19 protein-coding genes are annotated in these 20,157 nt (G+C 64.7%); 10 read left to right on the top strand and 9 right to left on the bottom strand.

Translation table 11 applies throughout. The annotated features are described in order from the left end of the window. Positions 1 to 93: 93 nt before the first annotated feature. The gene (gene hisE, locus BCCGELA001_RS04590) at positions 94 to 498 is read right to left on the bottom strand and encodes a phosphoribosyl-ATP diphosphatase (RefSeq protein WP_008543163.1); all 405 of its coding nucleotides are present in this window, start codon (positions 496 to 498) and stop codon (positions 94 to 96) included. Between the two features lie 112 nt (positions 499 to 610). Beyond that, a complete protein-coding gene (locus BCCGELA001_RS04585) occupies positions 611 to 979 on the bottom strand; it encodes a hypothetical protein (protein ID WP_008543161.1) in 369 nt (122 codons plus the stop codon). Positions 980 to 1,207: 228 nt separating this feature from the next. Here BCCGELA001_RS04585 and BCCGELA001_RS04580 point away from each other — a divergent pair, with 228 nt between their 5' ends. The 6 genes from BCCGELA001_RS04580 to BCCGELA001_RS04555 all read left to right on the top strand — a co-directional run bounded on the left by BCCGELA001_RS04580 (position 1,208) and on the right by BCCGELA001_RS04555 (position 8,870). Then, positions 1,208 to 2,257 (top strand): ABC transporter substrate-binding protein, encoded by a 1,050-nt coding sequence (locus BCCGELA001_RS04580; RefSeq protein ID WP_008543159.1) that lies wholly within the window; start codon positions 1,208 to 1,210, stop codon positions 2,255 to 2,257. Between the two features lie 83 nt (positions 2,258 to 2,340). Then, positions 2,341 to 4,137 (top strand): glucan ABC transporter ATP-binding protein/ permease, encoded by a 1,797-nt coding sequence (locus BCCGELA001_RS04575; protein ID WP_060737486.1) that lies wholly within the window; start codon positions 2,341 to 2,343, stop codon positions 4,135 to 4,137. Positions 4,138 to 4,326: 189 nt separating this feature from the next. Next, the gene (locus BCCGELA001_RS04570; RefSeq protein ID WP_060734724.1) at positions 4,327 to 5,832 is read left to right on the top strand and encodes a D-alanyl-D-alanine carboxypeptidase family protein; all 1,506 of its coding nucleotides are present in this window, start codon (positions 4,327 to 4,329) and stop codon (positions 5,830 to 5,832) included. A gap of 187 nt (positions 5,833 to 6,019) precedes the next feature. Next, complete coding sequence (locus tag BCCGELA001_RS04565) at positions 6,020 to 7,705, top strand: long-chain fatty acid--CoA ligase (protein WP_008543135.1); 1,686 nt, start codon at positions 6,020 to 6,022, stop codon at positions 7,703 to 7,705. Positions 7,706 to 7,720: 15 nt separating this feature from the next. Then, a complete protein-coding gene (locus BCCGELA001_RS04560; protein WP_008543133.1) occupies positions 7,721 to 8,275 on the top strand; it encodes a DUF924 family protein in 555 nt (184 codons plus the stop codon). Positions 8,276 to 8,384: 109 nt separating this feature from the next. Beyond that, complete coding sequence (locus tag BCCGELA001_RS04555; protein ID WP_008543132.1) at positions 8,385 to 8,870, top strand: peroxiredoxin; 486 nt, start codon at positions 8,385 to 8,387, stop codon at positions 8,868 to 8,870. Positions 8,871 to 9,029: 159 nt separating this feature from the next. Here the strand turns inward: BCCGELA001_RS04555 and rnhA are convergent, their stop codons facing one another. Genes rnhA through ispH form a run of 3 tightly spaced genes read right to left on the bottom strand, consistent with a single transcriptional unit; the run spans position 9,030 to position 11,449 of the window. Beyond that, positions 9,030 to 9,494, bottom strand: coding sequence for a ribonuclease HI (gene rnhA, locus BCCGELA001_RS04550; RefSeq protein ID WP_008543131.1), 465 nt, complete (start codon positions 9,492 to 9,494; stop codon positions 9,030 to 9,032). Next, positions 9,491 to 10,474 (bottom strand): homoserine kinase, encoded by a 984-nt coding sequence (locus tag BCCGELA001_RS04545; protein ID WP_008543128.1) that lies wholly within the window; start codon positions 10,472 to 10,474, stop codon positions 9,491 to 9,493. Before BCCGELA001_RS04545 ends, rnhA begins: the two co-directional genes overlap by 4 nt. 6 nt (positions 10,475 to 10,480) lie before the next feature. After that, positions 10,481 to 11,449, bottom strand: coding sequence for a 4-hydroxy-3-methylbut-2-enyl diphosphate reductase (gene ispH / locus BCCGELA001_RS04540; RefSeq protein WP_008543125.1), 969 nt, complete (start codon positions 11,447 to 11,449; stop codon positions 10,481 to 10,483). Positions 11,450 to 11,712: 263 nt separating this feature from the next. On the opposite strand from ispH, the gene BCCGELA001_RS04535 reads away from it, so the two are divergent. Both BCCGELA001_RS04535 and BCCGELA001_RS04530 read left to right on the top strand, forming a co-directional pair. Beyond that, the gene (locus tag BCCGELA001_RS04535) at positions 11,713 to 12,408 is read left to right on the top strand and encodes a DUF1013 domain-containing protein (RefSeq protein WP_008543124.1); all 696 of its coding nucleotides are present in this window, start codon (positions 11,713 to 11,715) and stop codon (positions 12,406 to 12,408) included. Positions 12,409 to 12,547: 139 nt separating this feature from the next. After that, positions 12,548 to 12,733, top strand: coding sequence for a hypothetical protein (locus BCCGELA001_RS04530; protein WP_060734723.1), 186 nt, complete (start codon positions 12,548 to 12,550; stop codon positions 12,731 to 12,733). Positions 12,734 to 12,819: 86 nt separating this feature from the next. On the opposite strand, the gene BCCGELA001_RS04525 is transcribed toward BCCGELA001_RS04530, so the two are convergent. From BCCGELA001_RS04525 to BCCGELA001_RS04510, 4 genes are all read right to left on the bottom strand, one after another. Further along, positions 12,820 to 13,086, bottom strand: a complete 267-nt coding sequence (locus tag BCCGELA001_RS04525; protein WP_060734722.1) for a hypothetical protein — start codon at positions 13,084 to 13,086, stop codon at positions 12,820 to 12,822. 121 nt (positions 13,087 to 13,207) lie between these two features. Then, positions 13,208 to 15,118 (bottom strand): propionyl-CoA synthetase, encoded by a 1,911-nt coding sequence (locus tag BCCGELA001_RS04520; protein WP_060734721.1) that lies wholly within the window; start codon positions 15,116 to 15,118, stop codon positions 13,208 to 13,210. 190 nt (positions 15,119 to 15,308) lie between these two features. Continuing rightward, positions 15,309 to 16,694, bottom strand: coding sequence for a tetratricopeptide repeat protein (locus tag BCCGELA001_RS04515; protein WP_060734720.1), 1,386 nt, complete (start codon positions 16,692 to 16,694; stop codon positions 15,309 to 15,311). 129 nt (positions 16,695 to 16,823) lie between these two features. Beyond that, entirely contained in the window at positions 16,824 to 17,585 is a 762-nt protein-coding gene (locus BCCGELA001_RS04510; protein ID WP_060737485.1) for a tetratricopeptide repeat protein, read from the bottom strand. Positions 17,586 to 17,702: 117 nt separating this feature from the next. Between BCCGELA001_RS04510 and BCCGELA001_RS04505 the strand changes: the two genes are divergently transcribed. Then, positions 17,703 to 19,280 carry a cation:proton antiporter gene (locus tag BCCGELA001_RS04505; RefSeq protein ID WP_144441137.1) on the top strand — a complete coding sequence of 526 codons (1,578 nt, stop codon included), beginning with the start codon at positions 17,703 to 17,705 and terminating at the stop codon, positions 19,278 to 19,280. Positions 19,281 to 19,348: 68 nt separating this feature from the next. Continuing rightward, positions 19,349 to 20,119 carry a hypothetical protein gene (locus BCCGELA001_RS04500; protein WP_060734719.1) on the top strand — a complete coding sequence of 257 codons (771 nt, stop codon included), beginning with the start codon at positions 19,349 to 19,351 and terminating at the stop codon, positions 20,117 to 20,119. Positions 20,120 to 20,157: the final 38 nt, after the last annotated feature.

The following is a 20,157-nucleotide window of genomic DNA, read 5'->3' as shown; positions in this document are numbered from 1 at the left end:
GATCGGGAAACGTGCGCAGCGCGTTTCCGAAAAGAGCATGCTCAAACAAAAGGCTAAGGCGCGATGGCCCATTCATCCTGATCTGATCGCGCCTTAATGGCGCTTGCGTGCCCCGCGTCCTTCGAGCGCGACAATTGGCCGCCTGGCGGCAACGCGCGGTGACGCGACCTTGGGCAGCTTCATCGGTGATTTCGGCAGCTTCTCGGCAATGCCGAGCATGTCTTCACGCCGGGTCATCTCCTGCCAGACGTCCTCGGGGCGTACCCCGGCCGAGGCCCACAGCACCGTGAGATTGTAGAGCAGATCGGCGCTTTCCCGGATCACGGCCTCGCTGTCGCCATTGACCGCATCGATCACGACTTCGATGGCCTCTTCGGCCAGCTTCTTCGCCATTTTGGAAGGACCGCGCTGAAACAGCCGGGCCGTACGCGATGTTGCCGGATCAAGGTCTCTGGCCGCGAGCACAGCCAGATATAGCCGCTCAAGCGAATCACTCATGTACTCAAAACTACTCTAAACCAATGGCGAGCGCGTTAACGCGCGACATAAAAGCAGAAAACGGGCCGCTGCCAAGCGCGACGGCCCGTCATAGTCAACCCTTCGCTGCGGGCTAGTAGCAATTCTGGTAGTAGCCCTGGCCGCAATACTCGGACGGAGCGGTGCCGCCATAGCGCTGATACTGGAAGTTCGGGCCCGGACCATAATAGGGGCCGTAGGCAGGCGCGCTGTAATAGGCCGGGCCGCCGTAATAGCCGTAGCCCGGACCGTAATCATAGGCATAGGCATCGCGGCTGGCGGCGATGGCGAGACCCGTGCCGATGGCAGCGAAAGCCGCAGCTGCGGCTACGCCGCCTCCACCACGATGCCAGTGGCGGCCGCCCGCATATGATGCGGTCGGGGCAATCGAGGTCAGCGCCAGCACCGCGGCGGTAGCAAGAACGGCCTTTCGGCCCGCAAACTTGGAGAATCGCTCGAACATGTCTTGGGCCCTCCTTTGGGACCTGGAATGGACGCCTGCGGACAGGCTCATGACCTACAAACCCGCATGACCTAAGTTGGGTTCCCCAACCCCAACGCAAGCTGAACAGGGTTGCGTAACGATGCCGCAACGGCGCTCATGCTCCGTTCATGTTGACGCGGACAGACTGACTGCCGGCCGGCGCTGCAAGCGTCACGAAACCATAACAATGCGGGACCGGCGCCACCGATGTCGGAATTCAGGACGATCGCGCTTCGTTGCCTGCTGGCCTTCTCGATCTCGCTTGCGGCGCTGATTGCACGCGATGTCGGCGCGGCCGAGACCGCCGCGCCCTCCGTCGCGATTCACTTCACCTTCGACCGTCCGCTGGACGCGAGCATGGCGCCGTTCTTCCTGGCCGCAAAGGATGGCAGCTTCGGCGCCGAGCATCTCAGCGTGTCCTTCAACACCGTCGCCGGATCGCCGGAAGCGCTCGCGCGCGTCGCCAAGGGCGACAGCGAGCTTGCCCTCGTCGACATCAACGAGTTGATCCGCTTTCGCGACAAGGACCATGCGCCGCCGGTCAAGGCCGTGTTCGTGCTGTTCAACCGCGCACCCTACGCGATCGTCGCGCGCAAGAGTCGCGGCATCCAGTTGCTGCCCGACCTCGACGGCAAGACCGTCGGCGTTGCCGACAGCGATCTGTCGATGCGGTTATGGCCGGCGCTGGCGCAGCAGAACGGAATCAATGCATCGCGCGTCAAATTCCACAAGATCAGCGCGGCGGTGCGCGAGCCGATTCTCTCCGCGGGTCAGGTCGATGCGGTCGCGGGCTTCAGCTATCTCTCGGCGGTGAACCTGCGCGACCGCGGCGTGCCTGGAGCCGATCTCGTCGTGCTCCGCTATGCGGACTATGGCTGCGAAGCCTATGGCTTTGCCGTCGTGGTCAATCCCGCCTTCGCCGCAGCAAGGCCGGATGCCGTGAAGGGTTTCGTCCGCGCCTTGATCGCGGGCATCAACGCCACCGTCAGGGAGCCCGCCCGCGCGGCGGAGGAGGCCGCGAGCCGCATCGATGACGGCGACCGCAACCTGGAGCTGGAACGCCTGCGCACCGTCCTCGCCGACAACATCGTGACCGACGAGGTCAGGAACAGCGGTCTCGGCGGCGTCGACCCGGCGCGATTCGAGCGATCGATCGGGCAGATCGCGCAAGAGTTCAAATTCCGGAAACGTCCGGCAGCGGGCGAGATCTTCGACGACCAATTCCTGCCGCCGGTGGTGGGGCGGCTGATCAACTGAGCAAAACCGCAAGCTTCCGCTGTATCTCGCGGGCGATTGCTGCTTAGAATATGGGCTCCATCTTCGCCGAGTCCTTCGCCCGCATGTCTATCTTCCGTCTCTACACCCGCGTTATCGAGCTGCTCGGCAAGGAGGCGCGGCTGGGCTGGCTGCTCGCGGTCGCCAATCTCCTGTTGGCGGCTTCGCAATTCGCCGAGCCCGTGCTGTTCGGCCGGATCGTCGACGTGCTCTCGGGCAAGATCGTCGCCGGCTCCAACTCGGCCTGGCCGTTCCTGACCGCCTGGGTCGCGTTCGGGCTGTTCACCATCATCTGCAGCGCGCTCGTAGCCCTGCAGGCCGACCGGCTCTCGCACCGCCAGCGCCAGGCGGTGCTCACCGATTATTTCGAGCACATCCTGCAACTGCCGCTGACCTTCCATTCCGGCACCCATTCGGGCCGGCTGATGAAGGTCATGCTCAACGGCACGGATGCTTTGTGGCGGCTCTGGCTCGGCTTCTTCCGCGAGCATTTCGCCGCGATCCTCTCGGTCGTGGTGCTGCTGCCGCTGTCGCTGTACCTGAACTGGCGTCTGGCGATCCTGCTGTTCGTGCTCTGCATCGTCTTCACCGCGCTGACGACCTTCGTGGTGCGCAAGACCTTCGGCATGCAGATGGAGGTCGAGGAGCATTACAGCGAACTGTCCGCGCGCGCCTCCGATGCGCTCGGCAACGTCGCGCTGGTGCAGAGCTTCGTCCGCGTCGAATCCGAGGTGAAGGGCCTGCGCTCCGTCGCGGACGAGCTGCTGGCCGCGCAGATGCCGGTGCTGTCCTGGTGGGCGCTCGTCACCGTCATCACGCGCGCCTCTACCACCATCACGGTGCTCGCGATCTTCACGCTCGGCATCGCGCTGCACGACCAGGGTCTGACGTCGGTCGGCGAGATCGTGATGTTCGTGAGCTTCGCGACCATGCTGATCCAGAAGCTCGAGCAGGTCGTCAGCTTCATCAACAACGTGTTCATGGAAGCTCCGCGCCTGCGCGAATTCTTCAATGTGCTCGACGCCGTACCCGCGGTGCACGACCGGCCAGATGCGATCGATGCCGGCAGACTGTCGGGCCTCGTCGAGTTCAACGACGTCACTTTCTCCTATGACGGGAAACGCCCGGCGATCGAGGACCTCACCTTCACGGCGCTGCCCGGGCAGACCATCGCGCTGGTCGGTCCCACCGGCGCCGGCAAGTCGACGGCGATTGCGCTGCTGCACCGCGCCTTCGATCCGCAGTCCGGCTTCATCAAGATCGACGGCATGGACGTGCGCGGCGTGACGCTGACCTCGCTGCGACGGAACATCGGCGTCGTGTTCCAGGAGGCGCTGCTGTTCAACCGCTCGATCGCGGACAATTTGCGCGTCGGCAAGCCGGATGCGACCGAGGCCGAGATGCGCAAGGCGGCCGAGCGCGCGCAGGCGCTCGACTTCATCGAGCGCAACGGCGGCTTCGAGACCAATGCCGGCGAACGCGGCCGCATGCTGTCCGGCGGCGAGCGGCAGCGGCTGTCGATCGCCCGCGCGCTGCTGAAGGATCCCCCGATCCTGATCCTGGACGAGGCAACCAGTGCGCTCGACGCCGTCACCGAGACCAAGGTGAATGCCGCTCTCGACGAAGTGATGAGGGGCCGCACCACTTTCGTGATCGCCCACCGCCTCTCCACCATCCGCAACGCGACGCGGATCTTGGTGTTCGAGAACGGCCGGGTGATCGAAAGCGGAACTTTCGATGAACTCGTGGCCAAAGGCGGCCATTTCGCCGAGCTCGCCAGGGCCCAGTTCATGGTTCAGGAACACGCACGGGCCAGCGTGACGGCGGCCGAGACTGCGGCGACGGCAGCCAAGTCCCCGTAACAAGTCCCGATAGCATCGTCGAAATTCGGCCTATTTCATTGCGGAATACCCCATCGGTCCCCCTATTCTCGACGCATCAGCCGGTATAGGTTTGCGACGCCGCAAGCGGCGGCGCTGGATTTCAAAACCGAACATCAGATCACGAGAACCGACCGTATCCGGCGGATCTCCAAGGACCGGAATCGGATAGTGCACGCCCTTCGCCCGCTGCTTCGCAAATCGCTGTTCAACCTGTTCGCCGCTGGCCTCGCATGCGCCGCATTGCTCGGGCCACGCGCGGCGAACGCCGAAGCGCTGCTGCTGATCGAGGCCGACAGCGGCAAGGTGTTGCAGGCGGAGAACGCGACCATTCCCTGGTACCCCGCCTCCGTCACCAAGATCATGACGACCTATGTGACGCTGCGGGCGGTCAAGGACGGCAGGCTGACGCTGGACTCGCTGCTCACGGTGTCGCCGACGGCAGCCTCGCAATCGCCGTCGAAGATGGGTTTCCCGCCGGGAACGCAAGTCACCGTCGACAACGCGCTGAAGATGATGATGGTCAAGTCGGCGAACGACATGGCCGTGGTGCTCGCCGAGGGCGTCGGCGGCTCGGTCGACGGTTTCTCCGCGATCATGAACGACACCGCGAGGAAGCTCGGCATGACGCAGACAAGCTACGTCAATCCGAACGGCCTGCCCGCCGACGGCCAGGTCACCTCCGCGCGCGATCTCGGAATCCTGGCGCGCGCCTTCCTGCGCGACCTGCCGGAATACGAGTACTTCGTGCACATCCCGGCGATCCGCTTCGGCAAGCGCGTCACCGGCAATTTCAACAAGCTGATCGGCCGCTATCCCGGCGCCGACGGTTTCAAGACCGGATTCATCTGCGCCTCCGGCTACAACCTCGTGGCCTCCGCGACGCGCAACGGCCGCCGGCTGATCGCGGTGGTGCTGGGCGCCAATTCCGGCACCGCGCGCGCGGTGAAGGCGGCGCAGCTGCTCGAGCGCGGTTTTGCTCAAGACAATCTCACCTGGCTGCGTCCTTCGCTCGGCGCCGTCGACAATCTCGTGCCGGTCGACGCCTCGCCGCCGAACCTGCGCGACGAGATGTGCGGGCCTCACCGCAAGCGCCCGGCCAGCGACGACGACGGTGCACTGATTGCGGTCAATGGCGGCGCCACGTCCGGATCGGCCTCGGCCACGGGCGGCGAAGCCCAGATTTCGTTCTTCACCGCCGGGCTCCAGCCGCCGATGATGAAGGCCTCCGAGCTGATGGCCTCGGCGCCGGCCGCCACGGAGCCCGTGCTGGTCTATACCGGCCCGACCCGCACCGGCACGGCCCTGATCGCCGCGGTCGCGGCCGACGCCGACCAGCAGACCGCGTCCAAGCCGCGTGGCAAGAAGTCGCGCGTTGCCAAGAAGCCGGACGCTGCCGACAAGCCGGCAGAGAAGCCCAAGGATACCAAGACGGCAGCGGCGAAGCCCGACGCCAAGCCGGCTGATGCCAAGAGCGACGGTAAGACCGCCGCCAAACCGGCCGCGGCCAAGCCGGCCGGACCCAAGCATGCCGCGGCCAAGCCCGATGCGGCGGCGAAACCTGCCGCGAAGCCCGCGGCAACCGGCGATCAGGCTCCCAAGCCCGCCAAGCCGAAGGCAGCGACGAACCCCGCCGCGACTAAGCCCGCCGCCGCCAAGCCCGCCAACAACGGCTAACGTCCCCTCGCCTCCGGAGCCGCCCGCACTTCGCACTGCGGCAGCGCGGTTGCGATGATTCCAGTGGCTACTCTCCGACCTTTGCCCTAAGCCTCAACCGCTTGCCACCCGTTCCGGCAAGCTCGATACTGGCGGCAATGAGGCAAGCCCGAGACACAACGGGCTCAGTGAGATGAGGGGAGTTTCCATGGAGCGCATCTGGCTCAAGCAATATCCGCCCGGCGTACCCGCTGATATCGAGCCGACGCAATACGCATCGCTGGTCGACCTGCTGGAGGAGAGCTTCACAAAGTTCGCCGACCGCAAGGCGTTCATTTGCATGGACAAGTCGATCAGCTATCGCGACCTCGACCAGATGTCGGTCGCGCTCGCTGCCTATTTGCAGGGCCGTGGACTGCAGCGCGGCGCGCGCGTCGCCCTCATGATGCCGAACGTGCTGCAATATCCGGTCGCAACCGCGGCCGTGCTGCGCGCCGGCTACGCGGTGGTCAACGTCAATCCGCTCTATACCCCGCGCGAGCTCGAGCATCAGCTCAAGGATTCCGGCGCCGAGGCCATCATCGTGCTGGAGAACTTCGCGCATACCGTCGAGCAGGTGATCGCGAAGACGGGCGTGAAGCATGTCATCGTCGCCAGCATGGGCGACTTGCTCGGCTTCAAGGGCGTGATCGTCAATCTCGTCGTCCGCCGCGTCAAGAAGATGGTACCGGCCTGGTCGCTGCCGGGCGCGGTGTCCTTCAACGACGCGCTCTCGGCCGGCCGCGGCATGGCCTTCAACAAGCCGAAGCTGTCGCCCGGCGACGTCGCCTTCCTGCAATATACCGGCGGCACCACCGGCCTCTCCAAGGGCGCGACCCTGCTCCACCGCAACATCGTCGCCAACGTCCTGCAGAACGACGCCTGGCTCCAGCCGGCGCTCGCCGCGCCGCCGCATGTCGATCAGCTCATGATCGTCTGTGCACTGCCGCTCTATCACATCTTCGCGCTGACGGCCTGCTACCTGCTCGCGGTGCGCGCCGGCGGCTGCAATCTGTTGATCCCCAACCCGCGCGACATCGCAGGCTTCGTCAAGGAGCTGGCGAAATATCAGGTCAACAGCTTCCCGGCCGTGAACACGCTCTACAACGGGTTGATGCATCATCCGGATTTCAAGAAGCTCGACTTCTCCAAGCTGAAGATTTCCAACGGCGGCGGCATGGCGGTGCAGCGCCCCGTGGCCGACCAATGGAAGGCGATCACCGGCTGCTTCATCGCCGAAGGTTACGGCCTGTCGGAGACCTCGCCGACGCTGACCTGCAATCCCGCGACCGCGAGGGAGTTCACGGGCTCGATCGGCATTCCCGTACCCTCGACCTACATCTCCATCCGCGACGACGACGGCAATGAAGTCCCGCTGGGCCAGGCCGGCGAGATCTGCGCCAAGGGCCCGCAGGTGATGTCGGGCTACTGGAACAAGCCGGAAGAGACCGCGAAGGTGATGACCGCGGACGGCTATTTCCGCACCGGCGACATCGGCATCATGGACGAGAAGGGCTACACCAAGATCGTCGACCGCAAGAAGGACATGATCCTGGTCTCCGGCTTCAACGTCTACCCGAACGAGATCGAGGAAGTGATCGCGAGCCATCCGGGCGTGCTCGAATGCGCCGTGATCGGCATTCCCGATTCCAAATCGGGCGAAGCGGTGAAGGCCTTCATCGTGAAGAAGGACCCGAACCTCACGGCGGAAGCCGTGATCAAGTTCTGCCAGGAGCAGCTCACCGGCTACAAAGTGCCCAAGCACATCGAATTCCGCAACGACCTGCCGAAGACCAATGTCGGCAAGATCCTGCGCCGGCAGCTGCGCGACGAGAAGAATGCGGAGGCGGCGTAAGGCCGCCATCCATTCATGCTGGAGGCCGGCGACATCACGCCATCGGGCATTCTCGCCTTCTGGCGCGAGGCCGGCCGCGCGCGCTGGTACAAGCGCGATGACGCGTTCGACGCGGAGATCAGGCGCCGCTTTCTCGCTTTGTGGCAGAAGGCGGCCGCCGGCGAGCTTGCCTCATGGGAGACGAGCGACGAGGGCGCGCTCGCGCTCGTCATCGTGCTCGACCAGTTTCCCCGCAACATGTTTCGCGGCACGCCGCAGGCTTTTGCCAGCGATGCGCTGGCGCGTGAGGTCGCCCGCCGCGCCATTGCGCGCGGCGTCGATCGCAGGGTCGATCGCATCCTGTTCGAATTCCTCTATCTGCCCTTCATGCATTCCGAGCACCTAGCCGACCAGCTGCACTGCGTCGCGTTGTTTGAGAACAGCGACAATGCCGAGAACCTGAAATACGCGCGCGAGCACGCCGACATCATCGAGCGCTTCGGCCGTTTCCCCCACCGCAACAATGTCCTCGGCCGCGACAGCACCGAGGCGGAGCAGGCCTTCCTCGACGGCGGCGGGTTTGCCGGCTGATGACATCGGGGTGAACGGCCGTCACCCTCGCCGGCTTTCCCCGCCGGCAATATTGTGCAGGCCCGCCGCCCGGTCTAAAAAGCGGGACCGATTTTCAGGGAGACTGACGATGGCGATCCAGACTGGCGACAAGCTGCCCGAGGCGAAATTCCGCGTGATGACGGCGGAAGGCCCGCAGGTGAAGACCACCGACGATATCTTCAAAGGCAAGAAGGTGGCGCTGTTCGCGGTGCCCGGCGCCTATACCGGCACCTGCCACAAGATGCATCTGCCGAGCATCTTCCTCAACGCCTACGCCATGAAGGACAAGGGCGTCGACACCATCGCCATCGTCTCGGTCAACGACGCCTTCGTCATGAACGCCTGGAAGCGCGACACCGACCAGCGCGACGAGGCCATCTTCCTCGCCGACGGCAATGCCGAATTCGCTAAGGCGATCGGCATGGAGCTGGACGCCTCTGCCAACGGCCTCGGCATACGCTCCAAGCGCTATTCGATGCTGGTCGAGGACGGCGTGGTGAAGAAGCTGAACCTCGAGGCGATGCCCGGCAAGGTCGAGGTCTCCGGCGGCGATACGCTGCTCGGTCAGCTGTAAGCCGGCGCTCGCGCCGCTTGCGCAACTGTCATCGCCCGCGAAGGCGGGCGATCCAGTACGCCGAGATTTCTCGGCTTGATCACAAGCATCTCTGGAATACTGGATCGCCCGGTCAAGCCGGGCGATGACAGTTGAGTTTGTGGCGATTGCCAGTTCGCCCTACTCCCCCACCCGCTGCTGCAGCCTTGCCTTCACGATCCCGTCGCGCGCCAGCTGATCGGCGCGCTCGTTCTCGGGGTGACCGGCATGGCCCTTGACCCAATGCCAGCGGATCTCGTGCTGCTTCAGCGCCGCATCGAGGCGTTGCCATAGCTCGACGTTCTTCACCGGCTTCTTGTCGGCGGTGCGCCAGCCGTTGCGCTTCCAGCCGAAGATCCAGCCGGTGATACCCTGCCGCACATACTGGCTGTCGGTGTAGAGATCGACCGTGCACGGTCGCTTCAGCGCTTCGAGCGCGGAGATCGCCGCCATCAATTCCATCTGGTTGTTGGTGGTGTGTGGCTGGCCGCCGTTCAGCTCCTTCTCCCTGTCGCCGAACTTCAGGATCGCGCCCCAGCCGCCGGGCCCGGGATTTCCCGAGCAGGCACCGTCGGTATAGATCGTGACGTTGGGAAGCTCGCTCACGCCACCAGTCCTGACGGCATCAGCCCGTAATCGCGTGCGCTCGTCACGCTCTGGTGGAAGCGCAGCTTGCGGACATATTCCAGGGGATCCTTCGGCTTCACCAGCGCGCCGGGCGGAACGTTGAGCCAGTCCACCAGCCGCGTCAGCAGGAAACGGATCGCCGCGCCGCGTGCGAGCAGCGGCAGCGCCGCCTCTTCCGCCGTGGTGAGCTTTCGCACCCGGCCATAGGCGTTGAGGAAGGCGCGCGCCTTGGTGACGTTGAAGGAATGATCCGGCTCGAAGCACCAGGCGTTGAGGCAGATCGCGACGTCATAGGCCAGCATGTCGTTGCAGGCGAAGGTGAAGTCGATGATGCCCGAGAGCTTGTCGCCGAGAAAGAAGACGTTGTCGTTGAAGAGATCGGCGTGGATCACGCCTTCGGGCAGATCGGTGGGCCAGACGCCGCTCGAGAGATGATCGAGCTCGGCGGAAAGAAAGGCTCGCAGGCCCGGCTGCACCTCGTCGGCACGGCTTGCAGCCGCATCGAACAGCGGCCGCCAGCCGGAGACGGAGAGCGCATTGGCGCGCTTGATCGTAAAGTTGGCGCCGGCCAGGTGCATCTTCGCCAGCGCCTCGCCGACCCCAGCGCAATGGCTCACGTTCGGCTTGCGCGGCCACATGCCTTCGAGAAAGGTGATGATCGCGGCCGGACGGCCCGACAGCTCGCGCAGCGCCTCGCCGTCCCTCGCCTTCACCGGCAGGGGACAGTTGATGCCGTGCTCGGCGAGATGCGTCATCAGCGCGAGGAAGAACGGCAGGTCGTTCTTCGCCACGCGCTTCTCATAGAGCGTGAGGATGAACGAGCCCGCACTCGTGTGCAGCAGGAAGTTGGAATTCTCGACGCCCTCGGCGATGCCCTTGTAGGAGAGCAATTCGCCGAGATCGTATTGCTTCAAAAAATCCGCAAGCTCGTCGGCGGCAACGTCGGTGTAGACCGCCATAAAGGTCTACTCGGCGGCGGCTTCGGGGCGCACCTGACGGGGCAGCGGGAAGAACTCGTTCTCTTCCGCGGCCGAGACCGTCTCCACATGCAGGGTGTAGCGCTCGGCGAACGCGTCCATGATCTCCTCGACGATCACTTCGGGCGCGGACGCGCCCGCGGTGATGCCGAGGCTGGTGATGTTGCCGAACTTGTCCCAGTCGATGTCGGTGGCGCGCTGCGCCAGCACCGCGATCTTGCAGCCTTCGCGCTCGGCGACCTCGCGTAGGCGCTGCGAGTTCGACGAGTTGGGAGCACCAACCACGATCAAGGCGTCCACCACCGGTGCCACCTTCTTCACCGCGAGCTGGCGGTTGGTGGTGGCGTAGCAGATGTCTTCCTTGTGCGGACCGTTAATGTTCGGGAAGCGCTCCTTGAGCAACGCCACGATCTCCGCGGTGTCGTCGATCGACAGCGTGGTCTGAGTCACGAAGGCGAGGTTGTCGGGGTTCTTCGGCGTGATGGTCTTGGCGTCCTCGGCGGTCTCGATCAGGGTCACGGCGCCGACCGGAAGCTGGCCGAGCGTGCCGACCACTTCGGGGTGGTGCGAATGACCGATCAGGAAGATCTCGCGACCGCGCTTGAAGTGGATCGCGGCCTCGCGGTGCACCTTGGTCACCAGCGGGCAGGTCGCATCCAGCGAGAACAGATTGCGCGACTGGGCATCGGACGGAACCGATTTCGGCACGCCGTGGGCCGAGAACACCACGGGCGCGGTGGTGTTTTCGGGGATTTCGGCCAGCTCTTCGACGAAAATCGCGCCCTTCTTCTTCAACCCGTCGACGACGTATTTGTTGTGCACAATCTCGTGGCGAACATAGACGGGGGCGCCGTATTTATCGAGCGCCCGTTCCACGGTGTCGATCGCCCGGACCACGCCGGCACAGAAGCCGCGGGGAGAACAAAGCACGATCTTGAGGTCTGGTTTGGCTGACATTGAGCGATCTCGGGACCGAATCACCCGTTTCGCCTTCTGGCGGGGGCGGTCGATGGATGGAATTGGCTTGAAAGGGTCGGCTCGAACCGTACGGCGGTTCAAAGGAATTGGGCCCCCCTTTCGGGCGCTGTCAAGGCACTATCTATAGCAGAACCATTGCGTGTCCACCCCCTCCGGGCTTATATAGCGCGAATTCCCTGTCATCGCTGATGACCACCGGTTTCGCCTCCAGAGGGGTGGGCGAAGCACAAAGGAGATTTGCCATGAGCAACGCACCTCTGATGCCCAAGGCGACCGCCGTTTGGCTGCTCGACAACACCGCGCTGACCTTCGACCAGGTCGCCGATTTCACCAAGATGCATCCCCTCGAGGTGCGCGCGATCGCCGACGGCGACGCCGCCCAGGGCATCAAGGGCATGGATCCCCTCTCCAACGGCCAGCTGACCCGCGAGGAGATCGAAAAGGGCGAGAACAACCCGGATTACCGCCTCCGCCTCCAGGAGAGCAAGGTGGTGCTGCCGCCCCAGCCCAAGCGGAAGGGCCCGCGCTATACCCCCGTCTCGCGCCGCCACGAGCGCCCGAGCGCCATCCTCTGGCTGCTGCGCAACCATGCCGAGCTCAAGGACGCCCAGATCATGCGCCTGGTCGGCACCACCAAGAGCACGATCGCCAGCGTGCGCGACCGCACCCATTGGAACACGTCGTCCCTAACCCCGATCGACCCCGTCACCCTCGGCCTCTGCTCGCAGATCGAGCTCGATTTCGAGGTGCAGCGCGCGGCCAAGGAAAAGCCAATCGATGCAGCCTATGGCGGCGCCACCCTGCTGCCGGCCTCGGAGACCACCCGCAAGGACGAGTACGAGCCCGCGGAGAAATCCAGCGACGACCTCAATGTCGACGCCGTCTTCGCCAAGCTGAAGACGCTCGGCGGCAAGAAGCAGGAGGACGAGGAGGAGTAGTCTTCCCTCCTGCACGGACATCCGGTTCGAACGCGGCGGAGCGATCCGCCGCGTTTTTTTTGCGAGCGCAGCTTTTGCGATGCCGCGAGCAGGAACGATGTAGCCGAGCCTGCATTGTTTTCAGCGCGGAGGATCAGCGATGCAGCACGACGAAGACCATTTTGCTCCGATGCTGGGACGCGCCGTTCTGGCAGCGTGGGGCGACATGCCCCGAGATATCCAGGAAGCCTTGTTCGAAATCGCCGTCAAGGACCGCCCCGGCGATCGTGACGCCCTGGCGAAGCTGCTGCATGAGCGGCATCCGCGGACGGTGCACGCGAGCTAGTCTGCGCCCTCCTTCAACCAACTCTTCTCGCAAAAGAAAACGCGATCACGGGCCAGCGCTGCGGCACGATAGTGCCGAACCGCACATCACGGCCGCACGGGATTGTTCAGCATGTATTCGCCGAGATCGCGCTGACGACGGTCGGCGCGGGCGATGGCGGCATTGCGCTGGACGTCGCGGTCCTTGCGGCAGGCCGCGTATTCCGGCGAGCCCTGCGCGTAGCCGCGGCTCTGGCACACCGCGTCGTCGTCGTCGCCGCCCGCCGCAACCGGCGTCTGGTACCGCGAGGAGCAGGCGGAGAGAGCGATGGCGAGCAGCGAGATGGCGCCGTACCGCACGAGGTTGGCTGACATTGATCTGTCCTGTCTCATTCGTCATTGCCGGGCTTGACCCGGCAATCCATCGAAATCAAGGCATTTGATTGCTCATTGATGGATGCCGGGATCAAGCCCGGACCTGACGGAAGAGCAAGCCTCACACCCGCCCCTTCAGCGCCTCGCCGATCTCGTCCAGCGCCTTGGGATCCTCGATCGTTGCCGGCATGGTCCAGGCTTCGCCGTCGGCGATCTTCTTGATGGTGCCGCGCAGGATCTTTCCGGAGCGCGTCTTGGGCAGACGACCAACGGTGATCGCGAGCTTGAAGGCGGCGACCGGGCCGAGCTTGTCGCGCACCAGCGCGACGATCTCCTTCTCGATCTCGGCGGGCGCGCGCGTCACGCCCGCTTTCAGCACCAGGAAGCCGCAGGGCACCTCGCCCTTGATCGCGTCCTTGACGCCGAGCACGGCGCATTCGGCGACATCCGGATGTGAGGCCAAAATCTCCTCCATGCCGCCGGTGGAAAGACGATGGCCGGCGACGTTGATGATGTCGTCGGTACGCCCCATGACGAAGACATAGCCGTCCTCGTCCTTGTAGCCGGCGTCGGAGGTTTTGTAATAGCCGGGGAATTCGGTCAAATACGCTTCCCTGAAGCGCGCGTCCTGATTCCACAGCGTCGGCAGGCAGCCCGGCGGCATCGGCAGCTTGATGACGATCGAGCCCATGGTGTTGGGGCCGACCGGCTTTGCCGCCTCGTCGACGACGTCGACCTGATAGCCGGGCATCGGCACCGTCGGCGAGCCATGCTTCACCGGCAGCATGCCGAGCCCGACCGGATTGCCGGCGATGCACCAGCCGGTCTCGGTCTGCCACCAATGATCGATCACCGGCACCTTCAGCTGCTGCTCCGCCCATTCCACCGTCGGCGGATCGGCGCGCTCGCCGGCGAGGAACAGCGTGCGGAATTTGGAGAGGTCGTATTGCCGGATGAATTTTCCTTCCGGGTCCTCCTTGCGGATCGCGCGGAACGCGGTCGGCGCTGTGAAGAAAGCCACCGCCTTGTGCTCGCTGATGACGCGCCAGAACGCGCCGGCATCGGGCGTGCCGATCGGCTTGCCCTCATACATGATCGAGGTCGCCCCATGCAGCAGCGGGCCGTAGACGATGTAGCTGTGGCCGACCACCCAGCCGATGTCGGAGCCGCACCACCACACCTCGCCGGGCTTGACGCCATAAAGGTTGAACATCGACCACTTCACCGCGACGAGGTGCCCGCCATTGTCGCGCACCACGCCCTTGGGAATGCCCGTGGTGCCCGACGTGTAGAGGATGTAGAGCGGATCGGTGGCGGCGACGGGCACACAAGGAGCCGCCTTGCCGTCATTCAGCGCCTTGCGGCGTAGGCTCGCCCAATCGTAATCGCGCCCCGGCGTCAGGTCGCAGGTGTGCTGCGAACGCTGCAGCACGATGCAGGCCTTCGGCTTCGTGCCCGCGAGCCTGATCGCCTCGTCGAGCAACGGCTTGTACTGCACGATGCGGCCGGGCTCGATACCGCAGCTCGCGGAGAGAATGAGCTTCGGCTCAGCGTCGTCGATGCGGGTGGCGAGCTCCTTGGCGGCGAAGCCGCCGAACACCACGGAATGCACCGCGCCGATGCGCGCACAGGCGAGCATCGCGACCACGGCCTCGGGCACCATCGGCATATAGAGGATGACGCGTTCGCCCTTGGCGACGCCGAAATCCTGCATGATGGCGGCGAGCGCCTGCACTTCCCTCAGGAGTTCGGCGTAAGTGAATCTGGTGACACTGCTGGTCAGCGGAGAATCATGGATCAGCGCGACCTGGTCGCCGCGGCCACCTTCGACATGGCGATCGAGCGCATTGTAGCAGGTGTTGACCACACCGCCGGCGAACCAGCGGCCATAGGTTCCTCGGCTGGCATCGAAGATGGACTTCGGCGGCTCGATCCAGTCGATGTCCTTGGCCGCCTCGGCCCAGAATCCTTCCGGATCCGCCAGCGAGCGCGCGTGAACCTCGTGATAGCTGCTTTTGCCCTGGACGTTCATGCCCGCGCTCCCGTTCCCTTTGTGCGCCTGGCCCTGACCTGACGACAGGACGAGCGTCCCGCCATGACCAGGATCAATCGCCGGCCTTGTTTGGAGGGTATTTTCCCGGGAACGGGCCGCGGTTCAAGCTGAAAAGAACAGGTCTTCTCCCTGTCCCCGTCCTTACGGGACGAGGGAGAAGAACCGGCTTTCAGCTCTCCATCGCGCTCAGCCGCTGCAAGCGGTCCTGCATGATCTTCTTCAGATCGTAGCCGGGGCGGCGCAAGCTCGCATTGCGCGTCGTGAGGAACTCGCGCTGGGTCTTGCGCAGGTCGCTGGCGGAACGTCCTTTCGAAGTCCTCAGCACGCGCTCATAGGTCTCGGCGATCTGGCGGTCGAGCACGCCGAGCTGCGCATCGGCGCAGATCACCTTCTCGACCTCGCGCTTGGCGGTGGCGCAGCTGAAGGACGGGCCGTTACCCGCCTCCGCACTCAGGGCACGCGGCGGCTCGGCGCCGAACTTCGCGATCTCGGCAATCATGACACGGCGGCCGTTCGTGGCATTCTCGTTACCGGGGTCGAGCTTCAGCGCCGTCTCGTAGTCGGCCAGCGCCTTCTTGCGCTCGCCCATCTTCTTGTAGAGCACGGCGCGGTTATTGTAGGTCTTCGCGAAGTTCGGATCGAGCTTCAGCGCGGCCTCGTAGTCGCTCAGCGCCGCCCCGAGCTCGCCCTTGAACTGATAGGAATCGCCGCGGTTGGTCAGGAAGTTGGCGCGCTGCTCGCGCCGGATCGCCTGGTCATAATCGGCAATCGCCTTGTCGTACTCGCCCATGGCGGCATAGGTCAGGCCGCGATTGTCGTAATATTCGGGGACTCTCGGATCGAGCCTGATGGCCTCGCCGTCGTCGGCGACCGCCTTGTTGAGCTGGCCGAGCTTCTTGTAGGCCGCACCGCGATTGGTATAGGTGCGCGCGCGGTTGGGATCAAGCCGCAGCGCCTCGTCGAAATTCTTGACCGCCTTCTCGTTGTCGCCGCCGAGATAATAGGCCACGCCGCGATCGGACCAGGCCTGTGCATCGTCCGGCTTCAGCTTTATCGCCTGGTCGTAATCGGCGAGCGCGCGGTCGAGCCGGCGCTGATTGGTGTAGACGACGCCGCGCAGCTCGTAAGCTTCTGCATCCTTTGGGTCGAGCTCGATCGCCTTGGTCAGATCCGCCGCGGCACGATTGAGGTCGCCGCCGGCCTCGCGCAGGAGATCGCCGCGTACTCGCCAAGCCTTTGCGTTTCGGCCGTCGAGCGCGATGGCGCGGTCGAGATCGCGCAATGCCTGCGATAGGCCTCCGGAGATCCGCGCATTGGCTTCAGCGCGGGCAACGAGTGCCAGGGAGCGTTCGGACGCGGAATTCGCCGTCTGGTCGATGATGGCGCTGCACGCGGAGATCAGGTCCGCGGGAGCAGCCTTGCTGTTCAGGACGCAATCGGCGTCGGCGAAAGCCGGGCCTATGAGGGCCAGGCTCATGGCTGCGCCGAGGAAGAAGGCGCGAAGCGAGATTTTGGCAAACGCGGGCATTTGCGCGGAAGAATGCGTGCCGCACATGGCATAGGGCTCCGTGACGTCGGGTTCTCACCATTGTCGCGGCTGGCAAGGGATGGGTTCAAATCGGCGGGGCAGGGACGCACCGCCGTATCACTCCCTCGCCCCGCTTGCAGGGAGAGGCGAAGCGCCTCAATAGCCGTCCACCCCGTTCAGCCGCTTCAGCCGGTCCCGCATCGCCTTATTGAGATCATAGCCCGGCCGCCCGAATTCTGCATTGCGACGGGCAATGAAATCGTCCTGCTCGCGCTGGAGCGCCTTCGCTTCGCCCGGATTGCGCGCCTCGCGGATCACGCGGGCATTCGCTGCAAAGATCTCCCGGTCGAGATCGGCGAGCTCGCGATTGCCGCAGATCGCCCTTTCCACCGTCTTGCGAGCTCTCGCGCAATTGAAACTGGGCTTGCCGGCCAGCGCCATCTGCGCGCCGATCCGCTCGAGCTCGCGCGCCATGGCCTTGTGATTGGCCTTGGCCTTTTCGTGATTCGGATCGATCTTGAGCGCCGCGCCGAAATCCTGCACCGCCTTGGGCTTGTCTCCCTTCTTCAGCCACAGCTCGCCTCGTCCATTGAAGACATCGGCGAGGCCCGGATCGAGCAGAAGCGCGCGGCTGTCGTCGGCGATCGCGCGGTCGATCTGGCCGTGCCGTGCATAGAGCGCGCCGCGCGCGATCAGCGCCTTGACCAGATCTTCCTTCGCCGTCTTCTCGTTCTCGATCACCGCAGTGCAGGCCGGCACCGCCTTGTCCATGTCGTCGGCCGCGGCTGCCGCAAGGCATGGCGCGAGGTCGATCTGCGGCACCGCGACCGGCTCGCCGCCCGTCGTGGCATGGGCCGCGGCGAGCGAGAGCACGCAAATGAGTCCGGCACCTGAGAGTCGAATGAGAAAGGAACGCATGCTCGTTGCAGTCGGAAGTCTTGCCTTCAGCGTCGTCGTGAGGTTTTTGTGCGTCTCGCCTTCAACCTTGCTTTGCGGCCGCATGATCGAACATTAGGGCCGGATTGGTGCTAGCTTGTGGCGCCGCTCACATCGGTTTCGGGGATCATCGTGTCGACATTCGAATGGATCATCGTGCTTCTGCTCGGCGCCGTTGGCTTATCGGCGCTGGCGAGGCGGATCAAGGTCCCCTACCCGACCTTCCTCGCCATCGGTGGCGCGCTCATCGCCTTCGTGCCATCGAGCCCGTCCTGGACGCTGGAGCCAGACCTGGCGTTGGCGCTTTTTGTCGCACCGGTCCTGCTCGATGCCGCCTTCGACACCTCGCTGCGCGACCTGCGCAACAATTGGGTTCCGGTCTCCACGCTGGTCGTCGCCGCAGTCGGGTTGACCACGGCCGGCGTGGCCTTTGTCGCGCACCGGCTGATGCCCGACATGCCCTGGGCCGCCGCAATTGCGCTCGGCGCCATCGTGGCGCCGCCGGATGCAGCGGCGGCGGTCGCGATCCTGAGCCAGGTGAAGCTGCCCCATCGCATGGTCAAGGTCCTGGAGGGAGAGAGCCTGCTCAACGATGCGACCGCGCTGCTGATCTATCGCATCGCCGTCGGCGCGGTCGCCACCGAGCACCTGACGTGGGGCCAGGTCGCACCGACCATGGCGCTCGCGCTGGTCGGCAGCGTCATCGCAGGTCTCGCTGCAGGCCGCATCATTCCTTTGTTCATGGAGCGGGTGAAGGAAGCGCCGAGCGCCATCATCTTGCAATTTGCCACCACATTCATGGTCTGGATCGCGGCCGAGCATCTCGGCCTCTCCGGCATCCTCACCATCGTGGTCTATGGCATCACGGTTGCGCGCACCGCGCCGGCGCGCATCCCGGCACGGCTGCGGGTGCCGTCCTATGCGGTCTGGGAGACGATGGTGTTCGTGCTCAACGTGCTCGCCTTCATGCTGATCGGCATGCAGATGCGGCCGATCTGGACCCGGCTCGATGCCGAAGTGCGCTGGGAATATTGCGTCGCCGCCGCCTGGATCCTGCTCACCGTAGTCCTGGTCCGGCTGCTCTGGGTGACGTTCTACCGCACGACGCTGCGGGCGCTGGTGGCCCAAGGCATCTATCATCCGAAGGATCCGAAGCAGGTCGCCTCCGCCAAGGGCGGCCTCATCATCTCCTGGTGCGGCATGCGCGGCCTCGTCACGCTCGCGGCCGCCTTCGCCCTGCCGGAGAATTTTCCCTATCGCGACTTCATCGTCTTCATCGCCTTTGCGGTGGTGTTGGGATCACTGGTGATCCAGGGCCTGACGCTGCGGCCGCTGATCCTGGCCTTTCGCCTCGAGGACGACGATCCGGTCGGCACCGAGGTCGCGCGCGGACGCGCGGTCGCCTATCGCGCGGCGCTCGACGCGATCGAGAGCGATCCGTCGGAGGAAGCGGAAATCCTGCGGCTCGAATATCGCGCCATCCTCATGCAGACCGAGAACGATCCCAACGGCGGCATCGCCAATGGCGAGCTGCCCGCCGATCCCCTGCGGCGCCGCGCCATCGAGGCCGCCCGCAAATCCATCTTCGATCTCCGCGCCACCGAGGTGATCGGCGACGACGCGTTTCATCGGCTCGAGGAGGAGCTCGATCGCGCAGAATTGAGCGCGGGGGGATGATGTGAGCAGCCGCTTCAAAGTCGACGGGGTGGCTTGAACCAAACCGCTCCTCCCCAGACACACTCCAGATGACGACTCTGATCGACGACCGTCGTGTTCGCGCGCGTGATGCGTCGCCTGCACGATATTTTTATCTCCACATGTCGCTGGCCTGCGCTGCCACGGCTTTCCTCGGTTTCGCACCGACCTATTGGATCCCCCTCGCCAACCGGACGATCTCGGCCAGCCCGGTGGTTCATTTTCACGGACTGTTGTTCTTCACCTGGTCGCTCTATTTCGTGCTCCAGAGCTGGCTCGCCGCCTCGGGCCGCGTGGTCAATCATCGTTCACTCGGCATCGCCGGCGTCTCGCTGGCCACCGCGATGACGATCTTTGGATTCCTCACCTCCGTGCATGTGATGAAGCATGCCGCCGCGCTCGGGCAGAAGGAAGCGGGCATCACCTTCTCGATCGTGCCGATGAGCGGAATCGCGTTCTTCGCGGTCGTGTTCGCGCTCGCGATCGTGAACACGCGCAAACCCGAGATTCACAAGCGCCTGATGCTGCTAGCCGCAGTCTCGATTCTCGACGCCGCGATCGCGCGCTGGTTTCTCACCTTCCTCGCGCCTCCAGGACCTCCGGGTCCACCGCCGGTGCCGGTCACCATCGCTCCTGCCGTGGTCGCCTCCCTGCTGCTCGTCGTCGCCATGGTGCGCGACTGGCGCAGCGAAGGCCGCGTGCATCCAGTCTACATCTACGGCACGCTCGCGCTGCTGGCGCTGAAGGTGTTGAACTGGCCGATCAGCGAGACGGCGGCGTGGCATGCGTTTGCCGGTGGGATATTGACTCTGGCGCAGTAGCCCTCGGTGTCGTCCGGGTTCGCGCTTTGCGCGCCCCG

Origin of the sequence: Bradyrhizobium sp. CCGE-LA001 (assembly GCF_000296215.2) — a bacterium.
GTDB lineage: Bacteria > Pseudomonadota > Alphaproteobacteria > Rhizobiales > Xanthobacteraceae > Bradyrhizobium.
This window is presented reverse-complemented; position numbering and strand designations above follow the sequence as displayed.

What these genes read in the sequence shown, in the direction of transcription:
- hisE (WP_008543163.1), bottom strand. Translation starts at nt 498, where the DNA reads ATGAGTGATTCGCTTGAGCGGCTATATCTGGCTGTGCTCGCGGCCAGA.
- BCCGELA001_RS04585 (WP_008543161.1), bottom strand. Translation starts at nt 979, where the DNA reads ATGTTCGAGCGATTCTCCAAGTTTGCGGGCCGAAAGGCCGTTCTTGCT.
- BCCGELA001_RS04580 (WP_008543159.1), top strand. Translation starts at nt 1,208, where the DNA reads ATGTCGGAATTCAGGACGATCGCGCTTCGTTGCCTGCTGGCCTTCTCG.
- BCCGELA001_RS04575 (WP_060737486.1), top strand. Translation starts at nt 2,341, where the DNA reads ATGTCTATCTTCCGTCTCTACACCCGCGTTATCGAGCTGCTCGGCAAG.
- BCCGELA001_RS04565 (WP_008543135.1), top strand. Translation starts at nt 6,020, where the DNA reads ATGGAGCGCATCTGGCTCAAGCAATATCCGCCCGGCGTACCCGCTGAT.
- BCCGELA001_RS04560 (WP_008543133.1), top strand. Translation starts at nt 7,721, where the DNA reads ATGCTGGAGGCCGGCGACATCACGCCATCGGGCATTCTCGCCTTCTGG.
- BCCGELA001_RS04555 (WP_008543132.1), top strand. Translation starts at nt 8,385, where the DNA reads ATGGCGATCCAGACTGGCGACAAGCTGCCCGAGGCGAAATTCCGCGTG.
- BCCGELA001_RS04545 (WP_008543128.1), bottom strand. Translation starts at nt 10,474, where the DNA reads ATGGCGGTCTACACCGACGTTGCCGCCGACGAGCTTGCGGATTTTTTG.
- ispH (WP_008543125.1), bottom strand. Translation starts at nt 11,449, where the DNA reads ATGTCAGCCAAACCAGACCTCAAGATCGTGCTTTGTTCTCCCCGCGGC.
- BCCGELA001_RS04535 (WP_008543124.1), top strand. Translation starts at nt 11,713, where the DNA reads ATGAGCAACGCACCTCTGATGCCCAAGGCGACCGCCGTTTGGCTGCTC.
- BCCGELA001_RS04530 (WP_060734723.1), top strand. Translation starts at nt 12,548, where the DNA reads ATGCAGCACGACGAAGACCATTTTGCTCCGATGCTGGGACGCGCCGTT.
- BCCGELA001_RS04525 (WP_060734722.1), bottom strand. Translation starts at nt 13,086, where the DNA reads ATGTCAGCCAACCTCGTGCGGTACGGCGCCATCTCGCTGCTCGCCATC.
- BCCGELA001_RS04520 (WP_060734721.1), bottom strand. Translation starts at nt 15,118, where the DNA reads ATGAACGTCCAGGGCAAAAGCAGCTATCACGAGGTTCACGCGCGCTCG.
- BCCGELA001_RS04515 (WP_060734720.1), bottom strand. Translation starts at nt 16,694, where the DNA reads ATGTGCGGCACGCATTCTTCCGCGCAAATGCCCGCGTTTGCCAAAATC.
- BCCGELA001_RS04510 (WP_060737485.1), bottom strand. Translation starts at nt 17,585, where the DNA reads ATGCGTTCCTTTCTCATTCGACTCTCAGGTGCCGGACTCATTTGCGTG.
- BCCGELA001_RS04500 (WP_060734719.1), top strand. Translation starts at nt 19,349, where the DNA reads ATGACGACTCTGATCGACGACCGTCGTGTTCGCGCGCGTGATGCGTCG.